This window comes from Idiomarina loihiensis (assembly GCF_024584785.1).
Classification (GTDB): domain Bacteria; phylum Pseudomonadota; class Gammaproteobacteria; order Enterobacterales; family Alteromonadaceae; genus Pseudidiomarina; species Pseudidiomarina fusca.
The window spans coordinates 427,696-442,257 of record NZ_CP074112.1 but is presented as its reverse complement, the minus strand read 5'-3'; the positions used below and the strand labels follow the sequence as shown (position 1 = coordinate 442,257).

The 14,562-nt window shown below is 46.6% G+C and carries 12 protein-coding genes and 1 tRNA gene; 4 read left to right on the top strand and 9 right to left on the bottom strand.

Features of this window, described 5'->3' with window-relative positions; all coding sequences use genetic code 11:
* Position 1 precedes the first annotated feature (1 nt).
* Positions 2-88 (bottom strand) — tRNA-Leu (locus KGF88_RS02015).
* 188 nt (positions 89-276) lie between these two features.
* On the opposite strand from KGF88_RS02015, the gene KGF88_RS02010 reads away from it, so the two are divergent.
* The gene (locus tag KGF88_RS02010) at positions 277-819 is read left to right on the top strand and encodes an RDD family protein (protein WP_153827223.1); all 543 of its coding nucleotides are present in this window, start codon (positions 277-279) and stop codon (positions 817-819) included.
* Between the two features lie 21 nt (positions 820-840).
* Here KGF88_RS02010 and lptG read toward each other — a convergent pair whose 3' ends face one another.
* Positions 841-1,911 carry an LPS export ABC transporter permease LptG gene (gene lptG / locus KGF88_RS02005; RefSeq protein WP_110076370.1) on the bottom strand — a complete coding sequence of 357 codons (1,071 nt, stop codon included), beginning with the start codon at positions 1,909-1,911 and terminating at the stop codon, positions 841-843.
* Positions 1,911-3,017, bottom strand: a complete 1,107-nt coding sequence (gene lptF / locus KGF88_RS02000; protein ID WP_110076371.1) for an LPS export ABC transporter permease LptF — start codon at positions 3,015-3,017, stop codon at positions 1,911-1,913. Before lptF ends, lptG begins: the two co-directional genes overlap by 1 nt.
* A gap of 123 nt (positions 3,018-3,140) precedes the next feature.
* Here lptF and pepA point away from each other — a divergent pair, with 123 nt between their 5' ends.
* From pepA to KGF88_RS01985, 3 genes are read left to right on the top strand one after another with little or no spacing between them, the layout of a single operon-like run.
* On the top strand, positions 3,141-4,646 hold the full coding sequence (gene pepA, locus KGF88_RS01995; RefSeq protein ID WP_110076372.1) for a leucyl aminopeptidase: 1,506 nt from the start codon (positions 3,141-3,143) through the stop codon (positions 4,644-4,646).
* Between the two features lies 1 nt (position 4,647).
* Complete coding sequence (locus KGF88_RS01990; RefSeq protein ID WP_153827222.1) at positions 4,648-5,097, top strand: DNA polymerase III subunit chi; 450 nt, start codon at positions 4,648-4,650, stop codon at positions 5,095-5,097.
* A 24-nt stretch (positions 5,098-5,121) separates the two neighbouring features.
* A complete protein-coding gene (locus KGF88_RS01985; protein WP_153827221.1) occupies positions 5,122-7,971 on the top strand; it encodes a valine--tRNA ligase in 2,850 nt (949 codons plus the stop codon).
* A 108-nt stretch (positions 7,972-8,079) separates the two neighbouring features.
* On the opposite strand, the gene rraB is transcribed toward KGF88_RS01985, so the two are convergent.
* The 6 genes from rraB to KGF88_RS01955 all read right to left on the bottom strand — a co-directional run bounded on the left by rraB (position 8,080) and on the right by KGF88_RS01955 (position 14,530).
* Positions 8,080-8,442: a ribonuclease E inhibitor RraB gene (gene rraB, locus KGF88_RS01980; RefSeq protein WP_110076375.1), complete on the bottom strand. Its 363-nt coding sequence runs from the start codon at positions 8,440-8,442 to the stop codon at positions 8,080-8,082.
* Positions 8,439-9,164, bottom strand: a complete 726-nt coding sequence (locus KGF88_RS01975) for a 1-acylglycerol-3-phosphate O-acyltransferase (protein ID WP_153827220.1) — start codon at positions 9,162-9,164, stop codon at positions 8,439-8,441. Before KGF88_RS01975 ends, rraB begins: the two co-directional genes overlap by 4 nt.
* Positions 9,165-9,223: 59 nt before the next feature.
* Positions 9,224-11,464 (bottom strand): DNA topoisomerase IV subunit A, encoded by a 2,241-nt coding sequence (parC, locus tag KGF88_RS01970; RefSeq protein ID WP_153827219.1) that lies wholly within the window; start codon positions 11,462-11,464, stop codon positions 9,224-9,226.
* Between the two features lie 49 nt (positions 11,465-11,513).
* On the bottom strand, positions 11,514-13,409 hold the full coding sequence (gene parE / locus KGF88_RS01965) for a DNA topoisomerase IV subunit B (RefSeq protein WP_110076419.1): 1,896 nt from the start codon (positions 13,407-13,409) through the stop codon (positions 11,514-11,516).
* 87 nt (positions 13,410-13,496) lie between these two features.
* The gene (locus KGF88_RS01960; protein ID WP_153827218.1) at positions 13,497-14,069 is read right to left on the bottom strand and encodes a YqiA/YcfP family alpha/beta fold hydrolase; all 573 of its coding nucleotides are present in this window, start codon (positions 14,067-14,069) and stop codon (positions 13,497-13,499) included.
* Positions 14,069-14,530: a DUF1249 domain-containing protein gene (locus KGF88_RS01955; RefSeq protein ID WP_153827217.1), complete on the bottom strand. Its 462-nt coding sequence runs from the start codon at positions 14,528-14,530 to the stop codon at positions 14,069-14,071. Before KGF88_RS01955 ends, KGF88_RS01960 begins: the two co-directional genes overlap by 1 nt.
* Positions 14,531-14,562 lie beyond the last annotated feature (32 nt).

Sequence of the window (14,562 nt, the reverse complement as noted above, 5' to 3'; positions counted from 1 at the left end):
ATGGTGCCTAGGGTCGGACTCGAACCGACACGTTGTCGCCAACGGCGGATTTTGAATCCGCTGCGTCTACCAATTTCGCCACCCAGGCACTGGGTTTTGCGCTAGCGTTGCTAACTGAAGTATGCAGCGCATTATACTGATGCTTCGCAACCAATCAAGTGATTTATTCATAACTTGAATCAATCGGCTAAATCCTAGCCAATCAACCAGTTTTACTCGGCAGCGAGATGAATATTAGTTAATATGATTAGCGTTTATTTACCAATAGAGACTGCTATGACCGATACCGCTAATGCTAATCCTACTGATGCACCGCGCTCGACTGCTCAAATTCATGCTGAGTTTGCCAGTGCTGGTTTCTTACGACGTCTTGCAGCCATGATTTATGATGTGCTAGTCGCGGTTGCGATTATCATGTTAGCGTCTGCACTAGCATTAGGTTGCGCAGCACTGCTCACTAGCTTAGGTTGGTTAGAATTACCAGCGGGGATGGACCATGCCGCTTGGTTGAACCAATCCATGTTTTATCAAATTTATCTACTACTAGTGCTTGGTGGCTTTTTTGGCTGGTTCTGGTGGCGTAGTGGACAAACTATTGGGATGCGTGCTTGGCGTCTAAAAGTACAACAACGCAACGGCCACCGGATTACCAAAAAACAAGCTTTGATTAGAGTATTAACTTGTTGCTTTGGCCTAGGTAACCTTTGGGTACTCGTAGATTTCAAACATCGCCGAGCTTGGCATGATTACGCTGCTGGGACAGAACTTGTAACCTTATCCAAAGAAGCTAACCAGTTGTATTATTGGAAGGAACTCTAGTTTTGATAGTGAAGCGCCATGCTAGGCTCCTCGGCGCTGCATCATCCAAATTGCCCAAATTGCAAATATTAAGCTTGGTAATAGAGCCCCCAGTACTGGCGGCATTTGATAAACCTGCGCCATAGGACCAAATATCTCATTACTGACATGAAAACCAAAACCAGTTATCACACCAAGTAAAATCCGGGCGCCCATAGACGTAGAACGTAGCGGCCCAAAGATAAATGATAACGCCACCAGCAGCATCACTGCTACGGTAACAGGCGCCAGCACTTTTCGCCATAACGCCAATTCGTAACGCTCAGATGCTTGCCTATTACTGGTGAGATAGTCTAAGTAGTCTAGCAGTCCACGAATAGAAAGTGACTCAGGTTTTACCGTAACCACCCCTAACTTGTCCGGAGTTAAGCTAGATTGCCATAACAATTCACCACGGCGCTCAGTAGTAATCTGCTCTAATCCGTAACGGGTGGTGGTAACCCCTTGTAAACGCCAACGATCAATCTGATACATAGCTGAATCACTTTGCATCACGGCCTGCAATTCTTGTTGCTGGTCAAACTCATACACAGTGATGTTGCGTAACCGTCCTGTATCTTCAACTTCTCCAATATTAACGAAGCGCTGACCATCGCGAGCCCAAATACCTTGTTGAGCAGAAATTAGGCTGCCGCCTGATATCGCACGGGCCCTTAGTTCTCGACCATGAGATTCTAATTGCGGTGCAATCCACTCGCCCATAGCCATAACTGCTAGCATCATAATCACCGCGGCTTTCATCACTGAAGCAACGATATTTAAACGAGAACGCCCGGCAGCTAACATCACCACTAACTCTGAATTGCTCGCCAACATTCCCATTCCAATCAGGCCACCAAGTAAAGCAGCCATAGGGAAGAACACCTCAATATCTCGCGGCAGACTGTAAAGCACAAAAAGGCCCGCATCTGCCACACTGTAGGTGCCTTTGCCGACTGATTTGAGTTGCTCAACAAACCGAATCAGACTAGATAGCCCACTCAATACCGCCAAACTCAACAATGACGTAACTAACACGGAGCGAGCGATGTATTTGTCTAAGATAGAAAACATTAACGTTCTCCTCGTAAGCTAGCGAGGAGCTTGAGCCCTAACGACCGACCTTTACCAATCAAGATCACACCGAACAAGAGCAATAAGATATGAATCCACCACAGTCCAACGACCGGTGGAATAACACCATCAGCTACCGCCGAGCGGGCAGCCATTAAAATCAAAAAGTATCCCAGATATATCAACAAAGCTGGTGCCATTCGGGCAAATTTGCCCTGACGAGGATTTACCCTACTCAATGGCACCGCAATCAGAGTAAGCAGCGGCATTGCTAGTGGAATAGCAATCCGCCACTGTAATTCAGCATGGGCTTCAGGATTATCTTCTGCCAGCAATTCGGCGGTACTATATGCTTCTAGTTTACGGATATACTCTGAGCCTTCTTGTTCCTTTATTTGCAGTTGATAGTCGTCAAACTGCATCACTTGATACTCTTTTTCTAGATGACTCTGGGCGTAGCGCATACCATTGTTCAACACTAAGGTTTGTGCTCCCGAAGCGGCCGCTAAAACACTACCACTGTCGGCCATAACGACACTAGTACCAACCACTTGATCCTTTTCATCTCGCAGTGACTGCGCCACAAACACTTCATCTAAACTGCCGTCTTCGGTTAGCCCTTGCACGTAAATCACTGCTTTCTGGTTGCTTGCCTGTTGAAAACGGCCTGGCATGATAACGCTTAACCCTGTTTCGCTGCGTGCTTTTTCTTCCACGACACGTTCTTGTTCTAGCGACCAAGGCACCAACCACAAGGTCAAGCTAGCGGTTAGAAGGGCTAATAAAACAGCCACAACTAAGGTGACACGAGTAACATACCACTCGCTCACCCCACAGGCATGCAGCACGCTCATTTCATTCTCAGCATAGATCCGACCGTGTGCTAGCAAGATTCCTAGAAATAGGCTTAAGGGCAGAATTAGCGCAGCCAATGCGGGCAAGTTTAACCCAAGTAACTGAATAACTATGTTGCTTGGAATTTCGCCCGCCGATGCATCAGCCAGCACCCGAACGAACTTCTGGCTGACGAAAATAGTCATCAAAACCACCAACACAGCGATTTGAGACTTAAATGTTTCACCGATTAAATAGCGAAATATGCGCACTAGAGACCACTCTTAACATAGCTTTTTGCTGGAAATACTGCGATTTTTAAGTAAACTTGTCATTTTCACAAGAATTATTCTACGGCAGCGATCTGCTGTCAACCGCAGCAAACGGGAGCACTTATGGAGTTCAACGTAAAAAGTGGCAGTCCGGAGAAGCAACGATCTGCCTGCATTGTCGTCGGTGTCTATGAACCACGCCGCCTATCTGGAGTTGCTGAACAACTCGATAAAGTAAGTGACGGTTACTTAAGTAACCTGCTACGGCGTGGCGATTTAGAAGGCAAGCCGGGACAAATGTTACTATTGCACAACGTTCCCAATATTTTCAGCGAGCGAGTACTGCTCGTTGGTTGTGGTAAAGAACGTGAACTCGATGAACGTCAGTATAAACAAATTATTGAAAAAACCATCCATACTTTAAATGAAACTGGCTCAATGGAAGCCGTTTGTTTTTTGAGTGAATTACATGTTAAGGGACGCGACACCTATTGGAAGGTCCGTCAAGCAGTCGAGGCAGCACAATCAAGCCTATATACTTTTAACCAACTCAAAACACGCAAAGAAGAACCACGTCGACCGTTACGCAAGTTAGTCTTCAACGTGCCAACGCGTCGTGAACTACCACTAAGCGAAAAAGCTATTCAGCATGGCCTAGCTGTAGCCAGAGGCATGCATGTTTGTCGGGATGTCGCCAATATGCCACCCAATATCTGTACGCCGCAGTATTTGGCCGAGCAAGCCGCCGCATTAGCTGATAAGTATGACAATGTTACATTCTCGGCAGTCACCGAACAAGAAATGGCTGAGCTTGGGATGAACGCTTATCTGGCTGTAGGCCGTGGCTCAGAGCATGAATCAATTCTCAGCCTGATGCATTATCAAGGTGGCGCACCAGACCAAGCCCCTATTGTGCTTGTTGGTAAAGGTTTAACCTTTGACTCTGGTGGGATTTCGATTAAACCTTCCGCGGCTATGGATGAAATGAAGTACGACATGGGCGGAGCTGCTGCGGTACTTGGCGCCATGCATGCGATTGCTGAGCTGCAATTACCTATTAATGTAATTGGTGCCTTGGCCGGTTGCGAGAACATGCCTGATGGTAAAGCTTATCGGCCAGGTGATATTCTAACCACCATGAGTGGTCAAACGGTTGAAGTATTGAACACGGACGCTGAAGGTCGCTTGGTATTATGTGATACCCTTACCTATGTTGAACGATTTGAACCCGATGCAGTAATTGATGTAGCAACACTCACAGGTGCTTGTGTGATAGCTCTTGGTGCACACGCTAGTGGCTTGATGAGTAGCCATAATCCACTTGCTCATGAATTGCTATCTGCATCAGAGCAAACTGGAGATCGAGCTTGGCGTTTACCACTATGGGAAGAATACCAAGAATCGTTAGATAGCCCCTTTGCCGATATGGCTAATTTAGGTGGACGCGAAGCTGGCACCATTACTGCGGCCTGTTTCTTATCGCGCTTTACTAAAAAATATAACTGGGCTCATTTAGATATCGCCGGAACAGCTTGGCGTGGCGGAGCTAAAAAAGGTTCGACCGGCCGGCCGGTACCTTTGCTTACTCAGTTTATAATCAATCGTACGCAAGCTTTAACTCAGGATTAATATGAGCCAGTGCATCTTTTACGTTCTTGATGGTCTAGACGAACAGCAGCAACTTACATTTTTTTGTGAGCATATTGCTAGCCATTGGCGCGACTATCGCAGCGTAAGGGTGTGGTGCCAAACGCAGCAATTGGCCGAACAGCTCGATCAAGCCTTATGGCAGCATCCTGCTGATGCCTTTGTGCCGCATAACCTAGTTGGCGAGGGCCCCACTCAGGGGGCCCCCGTTGAAATTTGCTGGCAAGGTGTCAACGCATCCAATAGGCGTACCGCTGTCATCGTCAATTTAATGAGTGAGATGCCACCGCTAAACGGTGCAAATAGGATTATTGAGCGTGTTCCCAGTGATGATGAAGGTCGTCAATTAGCTCGTGAACGCTTTAAACAATATCGCAGTCTAGGTTTGAATTTATCTACAATACAAGCCAAAGATGTGCAGTTTTCTTCGTGAAAATAGAACGATATGAAGGTTTCTATGGACAAAACGTATTCCCCAAACGCTATCGAACAAGCTCTTTATCAGCAATGGGAGCAACAAGGTTATTTTAAGCCCTCGGGACAAGGTGAGTCCTATTGCATCATGATACCGCCACCCAACGTGACTGGTAGTCTGCATATGGGGCATGCTTTCCAGCACACGATTATGGATACCCTCACTCGCTACAAGCGGATGGATGGCTACAATACCCTTTGGCAAGTCGGTACCGACCATGCCGGGATAGCTACACAGATGGTCGTGGAGCGTCAATTAGCAGCTCAAGGTATCACTCGACAAGAAATCGGGCGTGAAGATTTCATCGATAAAATTTGGCAATGGAAAGAGCAATCAGGTGGCACCATCACTCAGCAAATGCGTCGTTTAGGTGACTCAGTGGATTGGGAGCGCGAGCGTTTCACGATGGATGATGGGTTATCCAATGCTGTCAAAGAAGTTTTTGTGCGCCTGCATCAAGAAAATCTTATCTATCGTGGGAAACGCCTGGTTAACTGGGATCCGAAACTTCAAACCGCAATTTCTGACTTAGAAGTAGAAAACAAAGAGCAACAAGGGCACATTTGGCATTTACGCTATCCTCTTGCTGACGGTGTTACTACTGCTGCTGGACTATCTTATTTGGTCGTAGCAACAACTCGCCCAGAAACTATGTTGGGCGACGTTTGTGTTGCGGTTCATCCAGACGATGAACGCTACACAAACTTGATTGGCAAAGAGGTTCTGCTCCCTATTGTGGGTCGTAGAATTCCAATCATTGCCGATACTTATGTTGATAAAGAATTTGGTACTGGCTGTGTCAAAATTACTCCAGCGCACGACTTTAACGACTACGAAGTAGGTAAACGTAACCAATTACCTATGATCGCTATTTTTGATGACCTCGCCCACGTGCGCCAAGTGGCAGGGCTCTATACGCCTACCGGTGAAGCACTGCCTGCCATTGGAGAGTTTGATGGTACCTTACCGGAGGGGTATCAAGGATTAGAGCGCTTTGCGGCACGCAAGCAGCTAATTGCTGAATTTGAGCAATTGGGTTTACTCGACAAAACCGAGCCTCACACCAATAAAGTACCCTATGGCGACCGTGGTGGTGTTCCTATTGAGCCACACTTAACCGATCAATGGTACGTGCGGGTCGCTCCATTAGCCGAGGTTGCAACACAAGCTGTTACCAACGGTGACATTCAGTTCGTGCCGAAGCAATACGAAAATATGTATTTCGCGTGGATGCGTGATATCCAAGACTGGTGTATTTCTCGTCAATTGTGGTGGGGACATCGTATTCCAGCTTGGTATGATAATGATGGTAACGTCTTCGTAGGACGGGATGAAGCTGAAGTTCGTGCACAACACAATCTGGGTGACCGTGAATTAAGACAAGATGAAGATGTGTTAGATACCTGGTTTAGCTCAGCTCTGTGGACTTTTTCGACTCTTGGCTGGCCAGAGCAAACGGATGACCTTAAAACATTTCATCCAACTGACGTGCTAGTTACTGGGTTTGATATTATCTTCTTTTGGGTAGCGCGCATGATCATGATGACCATGCACTTCCTCAAAGATGAAAACGGTAAGCCACAGGTACCCTTTAAAACGGTTTACGTTACTGGTCTAATTCGTGATGAAGAAGGCCAAAAAATGTCTAAGTCAAAGGGTAACGTCCTTGATCCCCTAGACATGATTGATGGTATTTCGTTGTCTGAACTGGTGGGAAAACGCACCGCCAATATGATGCAACCCCAATTAGAAGCTAAAATCGCTAAGCGTACTGAAAAACAGTTTCCTGAAGGTATCAGTGCACATGGAACTGATGCTCTCCGCTTCACCCTTGCAGCATTAGCTTCAACCGGACGCGATATTAATTGGGACATGAAGCGCCTAGAAGGTTACCGTAATTTCTGTAACAAACTCTGGAATGCAAGCCGCTACGTGATCATGAATACTGAGAACGAAGACTGTGGTACTGATGGTTCTGAGCTTGAGTTATCGCTGGCTGATCGCTGGATCATCGAGCGCTTTAACGATACCCTGGCGCAATTCCGCCAAGCGCTGGATAACTATCGTTTCGACCATGCTGCAAGTATTGCCTATGAATTTACCTGGAACCAGTTCTGTGATTGGTATCTAGAGCTGACTAAGCCCGTTCTTTCAAACGGTAATGCGGCACAATTGCGAGGCACGCGACATACCCTCATTACTGTACTTGAGCAGCTATTACGCATGTTGCATCCATTACTACCATTTATTACTGAAGCGATTTGGCAGCGCGTTGCTCCACTCGCTGGCGTAAGTGGTAGCAGTATCATGTTACAGGCCTACCCAACGGTGCAGAGCGAGCGTTTTAGCGGAGCTCGTGATGACATGGAATGGTTAAAGCAAGTTATTGTGGCGATTCGGAATATTCGTGGTGAAATGAATTTATCTCCGAACACCTCATTGCCAATTATAATCTATCAAGCCGATGATTTAGCAATGCAACGTTTACAGCAAAACCAGAGTTTGTTGAGTTCGTTGGCCAAGCTCACAAGTATCGAGTTTGTTGATGATGCAGCGGCTATTCCAGCGAGTGCAACAGCGCTTGTAGGGCGGATGGAGATTCATATCCCGATGGCTGGTTTAATTGATACCGCCGCAGAGCTCGCACGTTTAGATAAGGCCATAGATAAAGCTAAGGCTGAGTATCAACGCGTTGCAGGTAAACTGAGCAACAGCAACTTTGTAGACAAGGCGCCAGCTGCAGTCATTGAGAAAGAGCAGGCGAAGCTCAAAGAAAGCCAAGAAACTCTTGAGCAATTGCAGCATCAACGCGACAAAATTGCGGCACTATGAGATGTAGAATAGCGTTATAATAAGGCTAACTAAAAGCCCCGCGCTTACCAATCAAAGGTGAACGCGGGGCTTTTCTATAAATAGGAGTTACTTGATGATAAAACTAGATTACTCTTCTTCGTCATCATCACCGAAGTAAGTGCCCCAACCATCATAATCTACCCCTGCTAAATCAGCGATTGTTGCTACTTCTTTGGTTTGTAATGCTAGAATTTTTGCATCTAGAACCACTTCACTGACTGCCACAAAAGCGTACCAACGGCTATCATCCTCAAGCTCAAATTCGTCGGCATCATCAACATGATAGCCTGCCTTCACGAGCTCTACAGCGGCCTTCTCTAACTTTGTAAAATCAGCGCTTGCGAGGTGATGTTCAATCACAAAGTTTTGGTCTTGTGGCGCACCGTCTGCAAGTAATGCTTGAACCGTTTCATCACTTTGCACTAATAACTCATTCAAATCATTGCTCATGCGGATTGTCCTTGCAGCTCGCTATCAAGCTCACTCATTTTGTTCAACATCAATTCGTGACAATGGGCGACCAATGCTCGCACAGAATCTGCGGTATAATTCGAAACTCTAACAGGATTGAGCATCTCAATAATAACAGTGCCATTGTTCCAACGGTTTAGCTTTATTTTGCCATGTAAATTTGACACACAAATAGGCACGATATCTACCCCAGCTTGCATTGCCGTTCTAAATGCACCCGTCTTGAATGGCAGTAAGCCACGGCCGTAACTGCGAGTACCTTCCGGAAATAATAGTACGCTTATTTGCTTTTCACGAATAGCTAGTGCTGCTTGCTCAATAGTACCGCGAGCACGACCAGTATTCTTTCTATCAATCAAAATGTTGCCGGCGAGCCAATAGAGTTGGCCAAAAAAAGGAATCCATTTCAAACTTTTTTTGCCAATACTGACAGACCGCATCGGCATAGCTCGAGCTAAGGTAAAGATATCATAGCTATTTTGGTGATTAGCAATGTAAACAAAAGGGCCTGAATTTTTTAAAGCGTCAGGGATTCGAATGTCCAGCTTTACTCCCAACAGCTTATGCATACGACCATACCAATGGGCTGCCAAGGGGGTGTTATTGGGATGAAAAGGACGAAAAATACAAATGAGCAGCAATAAAGTGCTGCCAATAATAACGAATAGACCTAGTAGCAAAATACGTACAACAGCGAGCATGCTCTCTCCTTTTTTCAATGCCCGCCATTATACCTTGTTATCATTTAAAAAACGTCCGATCAGTTTTGACTTTCGACAGATATTGCATCAACTCTCTGCAAACCACGGGGTAATTTATTACCACGACGCCCTCGTTCACCACGATAATGCTCTAAATCTGCTGGCTTTAACGTTAACTTGCGTTTACCTGCAGTGAGCGTAATTGCCGCATCAGCGGGTACGACTGCGGTTGCTACCACATACTCTTCGCGCGACTGCGCACGTAAAGCCGGGATGCTTATCATCTTATTCCCTTTGCCTTTCGCTAGCTCTGGTAAATCTTTGATCGGGAATAACAGCATGCGACCTTCGTTTGAAACAACCGCAAGTAAGTCGCTGGCAACATCTTGTACCAATACCGGCTTAAGGATTTTAGCTCCGGTTGGTAAGTTCAACACCGCTTTACCGTTTTTGTTGCGTCCTACTAAGTCGCCAAATTTACAGACAAAGCCATAGCCCGCATCCGAGGCCAGCAAATATCTTTGTTCATCAGCGGCCATTAACACTTGGTCAACCGTTTCCCCTGCAACCAGACTAAAGCGTCCAGTTAAGGGTTCACCCTGAGTTCGGGCGGATGGCAGTAAATGGGCTTCACAGGCAAAACTGCGGCCCGAACTATCGATAAACACCACCTGTTGATTACTCTTACCCTGAGCAGATGCTAAAAACTCATCACCTGCTTTATAGGTCAAGCTAGCTCCATCGACATCATGTCCTTTGGCTGCTCTTACCCAGCCTTTTTTGGATAGTACAACAGTAACAGCTTCAGCCGGTGTTAAGTCTTTTTCACTAAGGGCTTTCGCTTCTTGACGCTCTACTAAAGGTGAACGTCGATCATCACCATACTTTTCAGCATCAGCTAATATTTCTTTACGAATTAACGTCTTAAGACGGCGGTCTGAACTCAACAGTAATTGCAGATGGTCGCGCTCTTGTTCCAATTCGTTTTGTTCAGCGGTAAGTTTGGTTTCTTCTAACTTGGCCAAATGCCGTAATTTAAGCTCTAAGATGGCTTCAGCTTGGGTATCCGAGAGTGCAAATCGCCGCATCAATTCTGCTTTGGGCTCATCTTCGTAGCGAATAATAGCAATCACTTCATCTATGTTCAGGTAAGCAATCAGTAAACCTTCAAGGATATGCAACCGTGCTAATACTTTATCTAGTCGATAATTAAGCCGTCTGGTAACAGTGATCTGACGAAACTCTAACCACTCTTTCAGCACACTTAAGATTGGCTTAACTTGTGGACGTCCATCTAGCCCAAGCATGTTCAAGTTAACCCGGTAATTTTTTTCTAAGTCGGTGGTCGCAAACAAGTGCTGCATCATCTGTTCGATGTCAATCCGATTAGAGCGCGGCACTATCACTAATCGTGTAGGATTTTCATGATCCGACTCATCTCTCAGATCACTAACCATCGGCAATTTTTTTGCCTGCATCTGGCCAGCAATTTGTTCTAGTATTTTTGCACCAGAGGCTTGGTGAGGTAATGCGGTTACCACCACTTCACCGTCTTCCAGATGGAATTTAGCACGCATCCGGATGGTACCGCGACCCGATTCATACATCTTTACGATGTCGTCATGGGGGGTGATCACTTCAGCATCTGTGGGATAATCTGGACCACGCATGTGTTCCATTACATCAGCTAAGCTAGCACTAGGCTTTTCTAACAACAACGCGCAAGCGTGCGCTACTTCACGAGCATTGTGCGGAGGAATATCCGTTGCCATGCCCACCGCTATACCTGTCACGCCATTCAGCAAAATGTGCGGTAATCGAGCCGGTAGCATCAACGGCTCTTTCATCGTCCCGTCAAAGTTTGGCGTCCAGTCGGTTGTTCCCTGTCCGAGCTCACTTAGCAACACCTCACTGAAGCGCGACAAACGTGCCTCGGTATAACGCATAGCCGCAAACGATTTAGGGTCATCCGGAGAACCCCAGTTACCTTGTCCATCAACCAGTGGATAGCGATAAGAAAACGGTTGGGCCATCAACACCATGGCTTCATAACAAGCACTGTCACCGTGCGGGTGGAATTTACCTAAAACATCGCCCACTGTACGAGCTGATTTTTTATATTTTGCCAATGCTGATAAGCCCAGCTCTGACATGGCATAAATGATGCGCCGCTGCACCGGTTTCAAACCATCGCCGATGTGCGGTAAGGCTCGGTCCATGATGACGTACATTGAATAGTTAAGGTACGCATCCTCGGTAAATTTTCTTAGCGGTATTTGTTCTGCAGTATCCATCGACATTGCATTTATTCTCCTACATGCGTGGGCTGATTAAGGCTTCTAGATGGGCTTAGCCCACCTCTGCTAAATCAACTAAATTACCTTTACTTTCCAGCCATTCACGTCGATCGCCTGAACGTTTTTTTGCTAACAGCATATCCATTAATTCATCTGTCGCTTGGCTATCGTCAACCGTAAGCTGAACCAAACGTCGGGTATTGGGATCCATGGTTGTTTCCCGTAGCTGAAGTGGATTCATTTCACCCAAACCTTTGAAGCGTTGAACGTTTACCTTGCCTTTCTTTTTCTCTGCTTCAATGCGGTCTAAAATACCCTTTTTTTCACCTTCATCTAAGGCGTAAAAAACTTCCTTACCAACATCAATACGGTAAAGTGGTGGCATGGCGACGTAGATATGCCCCTGCTCTACTAACGGACGGAAGTGCCTAACGAAGAGAGCACAAAGTAGGGTTGCTATGTGCAAGCCATCCGAATCTGCATCCGCCAGAATACAGATTTTGCCGTAGCGAAGTTGCTCCAGATCTTCTGAGTTAGGATCAACCCCTAGCGCGACCGAAATATCATGAATTTCTTGTGACCCAAGAATTTGATCCGATTCAACTTCCCAGGTGTTTAAAATTTTACCGCGCAATGGCATGACCGCTTGAAAGTCACGATCGCGAGCTTGTTTAGCAGAGCCACCAGCAGAGTCACCTTCCACTAAGAATAACTCGCCACGAGCTGGATCCTGTGTTGCGCAATCGGTTAACTTACCCGGTAATGCAGGACCCTGAGTCACTTTTTTACGCACCACTTTCTTACTAGCGCGCATGCGGCGCTGGGCATTATTAATACAAAGCTCAGCAAGTTGTTCCGCTTGCTCGGTGTGTTCATTGAGCCAGAGACTAAAGGCATCCTTCACGACGCCAGAGACAAACGCCGCACATTGGCGCGAACTCAAACGCTCTTTGGTTTGTCCAGCAAACTGCGGATCTTGCATTTTCACCGATAAAATATAAGCACAGCGGTCCCATATATCTTCCGGAGTTAAGCGTACGCCGCGCGGTAATAGATTACGGAACTCACAAAAATCACGCATAGCTTCGAGCAAGCCCTGCCGGAGGCCATTTGCGTGAGTACCACCCAGCGGCGTAGGGATAAGGTTTACATAACTTTCAGTAACACCTTCGCCCCCCTCAGGCAACCATGTAACGGCCCAATCAACCGCTTCTTCGTTACCTGCAAAAGCGCCAATAAAAGGCTCTTCTGGTAACGTTGGTAATTCTTGTACCGCTTCTACTAAATAATCGCGCAAGCCATCTTCGTATAACCAAGTTTGTTCAGTTTGATCCACAAGGTTGCGAAAGTTGATTTTTAAACCCGGACAAAGAACTGCTTTGGCTCGCAATAAATGCGTTAACTTTAAGACCGAAAACTTAGCCGAATCAAAATATTTGGGGTCCGGCCAAAAATGAATATTGGTCCCTGTGTTACGTTTCCCAACAGTACCGGTAACTTCTAGGTCTGATACTTTATCGCCATGCTCAAAAGCCATTTGATAGACCTGACCATCACGCTTTACGGTAACGTTAACTCGCGTTGATAACGCATTTACAACCGAGATACCAACCCCGTGCAGACCGCCTGAAAACTTATAGCTCTTGTTTGAGAACTTGCCTCCGGCATGCAGCTTCGTCATGATCAGCTCAACCCCGGGCACCCCCTCTTCCGGATGCACATCAACTGGCATACCGCGCCCGTCATCTTGTACCTCAAGCGATTGATCAGGGTGCAATATCACCGTCAATTCTCTAGCGTGGCCAGCTAAGGCTTCATCCACACTATTATCTATCACCTCTTGACCAAGGTGGTTAGGACGAGTGGTGTCGGTATACATTCCGGGCCTGCGCCGGACCGGTTCTAGGCCATTTAAGACCTCTATGGCATCGGCTTTATAATCTGACATGCGTGGTTCTATCTCGCTTTTCATGAACGCCATGGATAAGGATGAGGACTTGGTTCGTTCTTATTATTATGCAATTTTCTTATACTGTTACAGGACGCTAAGAAACTCAAGCGCTGCTGGAAGATAACGCGGAAAATCTACAAAACTATGGTCTCCTCCACTCTCTACAATCATGCGCTGCGATTGATAAAAGTTCTGTGCCTGACGATAGTCGAGTTGCTCATCACCGCGCTGTAGTAAAATTAAAAGTTCGAGCGCGCTATCAAGTTGTTGCTCCACTTGCTGTAACACTTGTTTATCACCAGCGTCTAGTTGATAAGACTCGTGGGTACAGGGATGTATGCGCTGAATCGGATGCTCGGGCATCCAATGCTGCGGTGCCACTGCTGGGTTTATCAATACAGCGCGAGCAGGTCGTTGCTGCTGAGCTAGACGTGATGCCACGTAATGGCTCCAGAAACCTCCCAAAGAGCTGCCCATAACCGCAGTTATAGGTTGTTGTTCAATAAACTCATCCAGCATCGATTTAGCTGCTGCCATAGTTGCAGGCATCTGTGGCAATAACGCTGCTGGAACTTGGTGTTGGGCTAAAAACTGTTGCAATTGTTGCGCTTTTAACGAAGCTGGTGAACTTTCAAAACCATGAATGTAAAGTAACACTAACGCGCTCCTGGTAACGGCTGTGGTACCACCGCCTGCTGTCGCAATAGCTGTAACCACTCTTGCAAAAACTGGTTGATCTGATGTTTTTCATTGCGCTGATGCATCGCTGCGTTTGGTTGTTCATACCGGGCTTGTATCCGCTCTACTCCTTGGCTACGGATCACTTCTGCCAGTTGTGCATCGTGATACAAACGCACATCTAACTGAACTTCAGACCAACGCGGTAAACGCGCCGTAGCAGCGGTAGCTTGCTGTTGAATCCGAATTTCCGTGGTGTAAGGCGCCTGCTCTAAGACGCTGAGCACAAAACTGAGTTGCGGGCTGATCTTCACGACCCAAGCCCCGACCCTATGGGCGGTTTTTACTAACGGCTGCAAACAGGCATAGTTAACCGCAGCTAAGCGTTGTAGCGCAGCTAAATCAAACTGATACCGAGTTCGCTTTACATCACTAATCATCGTCTTTCTTTATCTTATCCAAATGTCTTGTC

What these genes read in the sequence shown, in the direction of transcription:
- KGF88_RS01990 (WP_153827222.1), top strand. Translation starts at nt 4,648, where the DNA reads ATGAGCCAGTGCATCTTTTACGTTCTTGATGGTCTAGACGAACAGCAG.
- pepA (WP_110076372.1), top strand. Translation starts at nt 3,141, where the DNA reads ATGGAGTTCAACGTAAAAAGTGGCAGTCCGGAGAAGCAACGATCTGCC.
- parE (WP_110076419.1), bottom strand. Translation starts at nt 13,409, where the DNA reads ATGTCAGATTATAAAGCCGATGCCATAGAGGTCTTAAATGGCCTAGAA.
- lptG (WP_110076370.1), bottom strand. Translation starts at nt 1,911, where the DNA reads ATGTTTTCTATCTTAGACAAATACATCGCTCGCTCCGTGTTAGTTACG.
- KGF88_RS02010 (WP_153827223.1), top strand. Translation starts at nt 277, where the DNA reads ATGACCGATACCGCTAATGCTAATCCTACTGATGCACCGCGCTCGACT.
- KGF88_RS01985 (WP_153827221.1), top strand. Translation starts at nt 5,122, where the DNA reads ATGGACAAAACGTATTCCCCAAACGCTATCGAACAAGCTCTTTATCAG.
- KGF88_RS01975 (WP_153827220.1), bottom strand. Translation starts at nt 9,164, where the DNA reads ATGCTCGCTGTTGTACGTATTTTGCTACTAGGTCTATTCGTTATTATT.
- rraB (WP_110076375.1), bottom strand. Translation starts at nt 8,442, where the DNA reads ATGAGCAATGATTTGAATGAGTTATTAGTGCAAAGTGATGAAACGGTT.
- KGF88_RS01955 (WP_153827217.1), bottom strand. Translation starts at nt 14,530, where the DNA reads ATGATTAGTGATGTAAAGCGAACTCGGTATCAGTTTGATTTAGCTGCG.
- parC (WP_153827219.1), bottom strand. Translation starts at nt 11,464, where the DNA reads ATGTCGATGGATACTGCAGAACAAATACCGCTAAGAAAATTTACCGAG.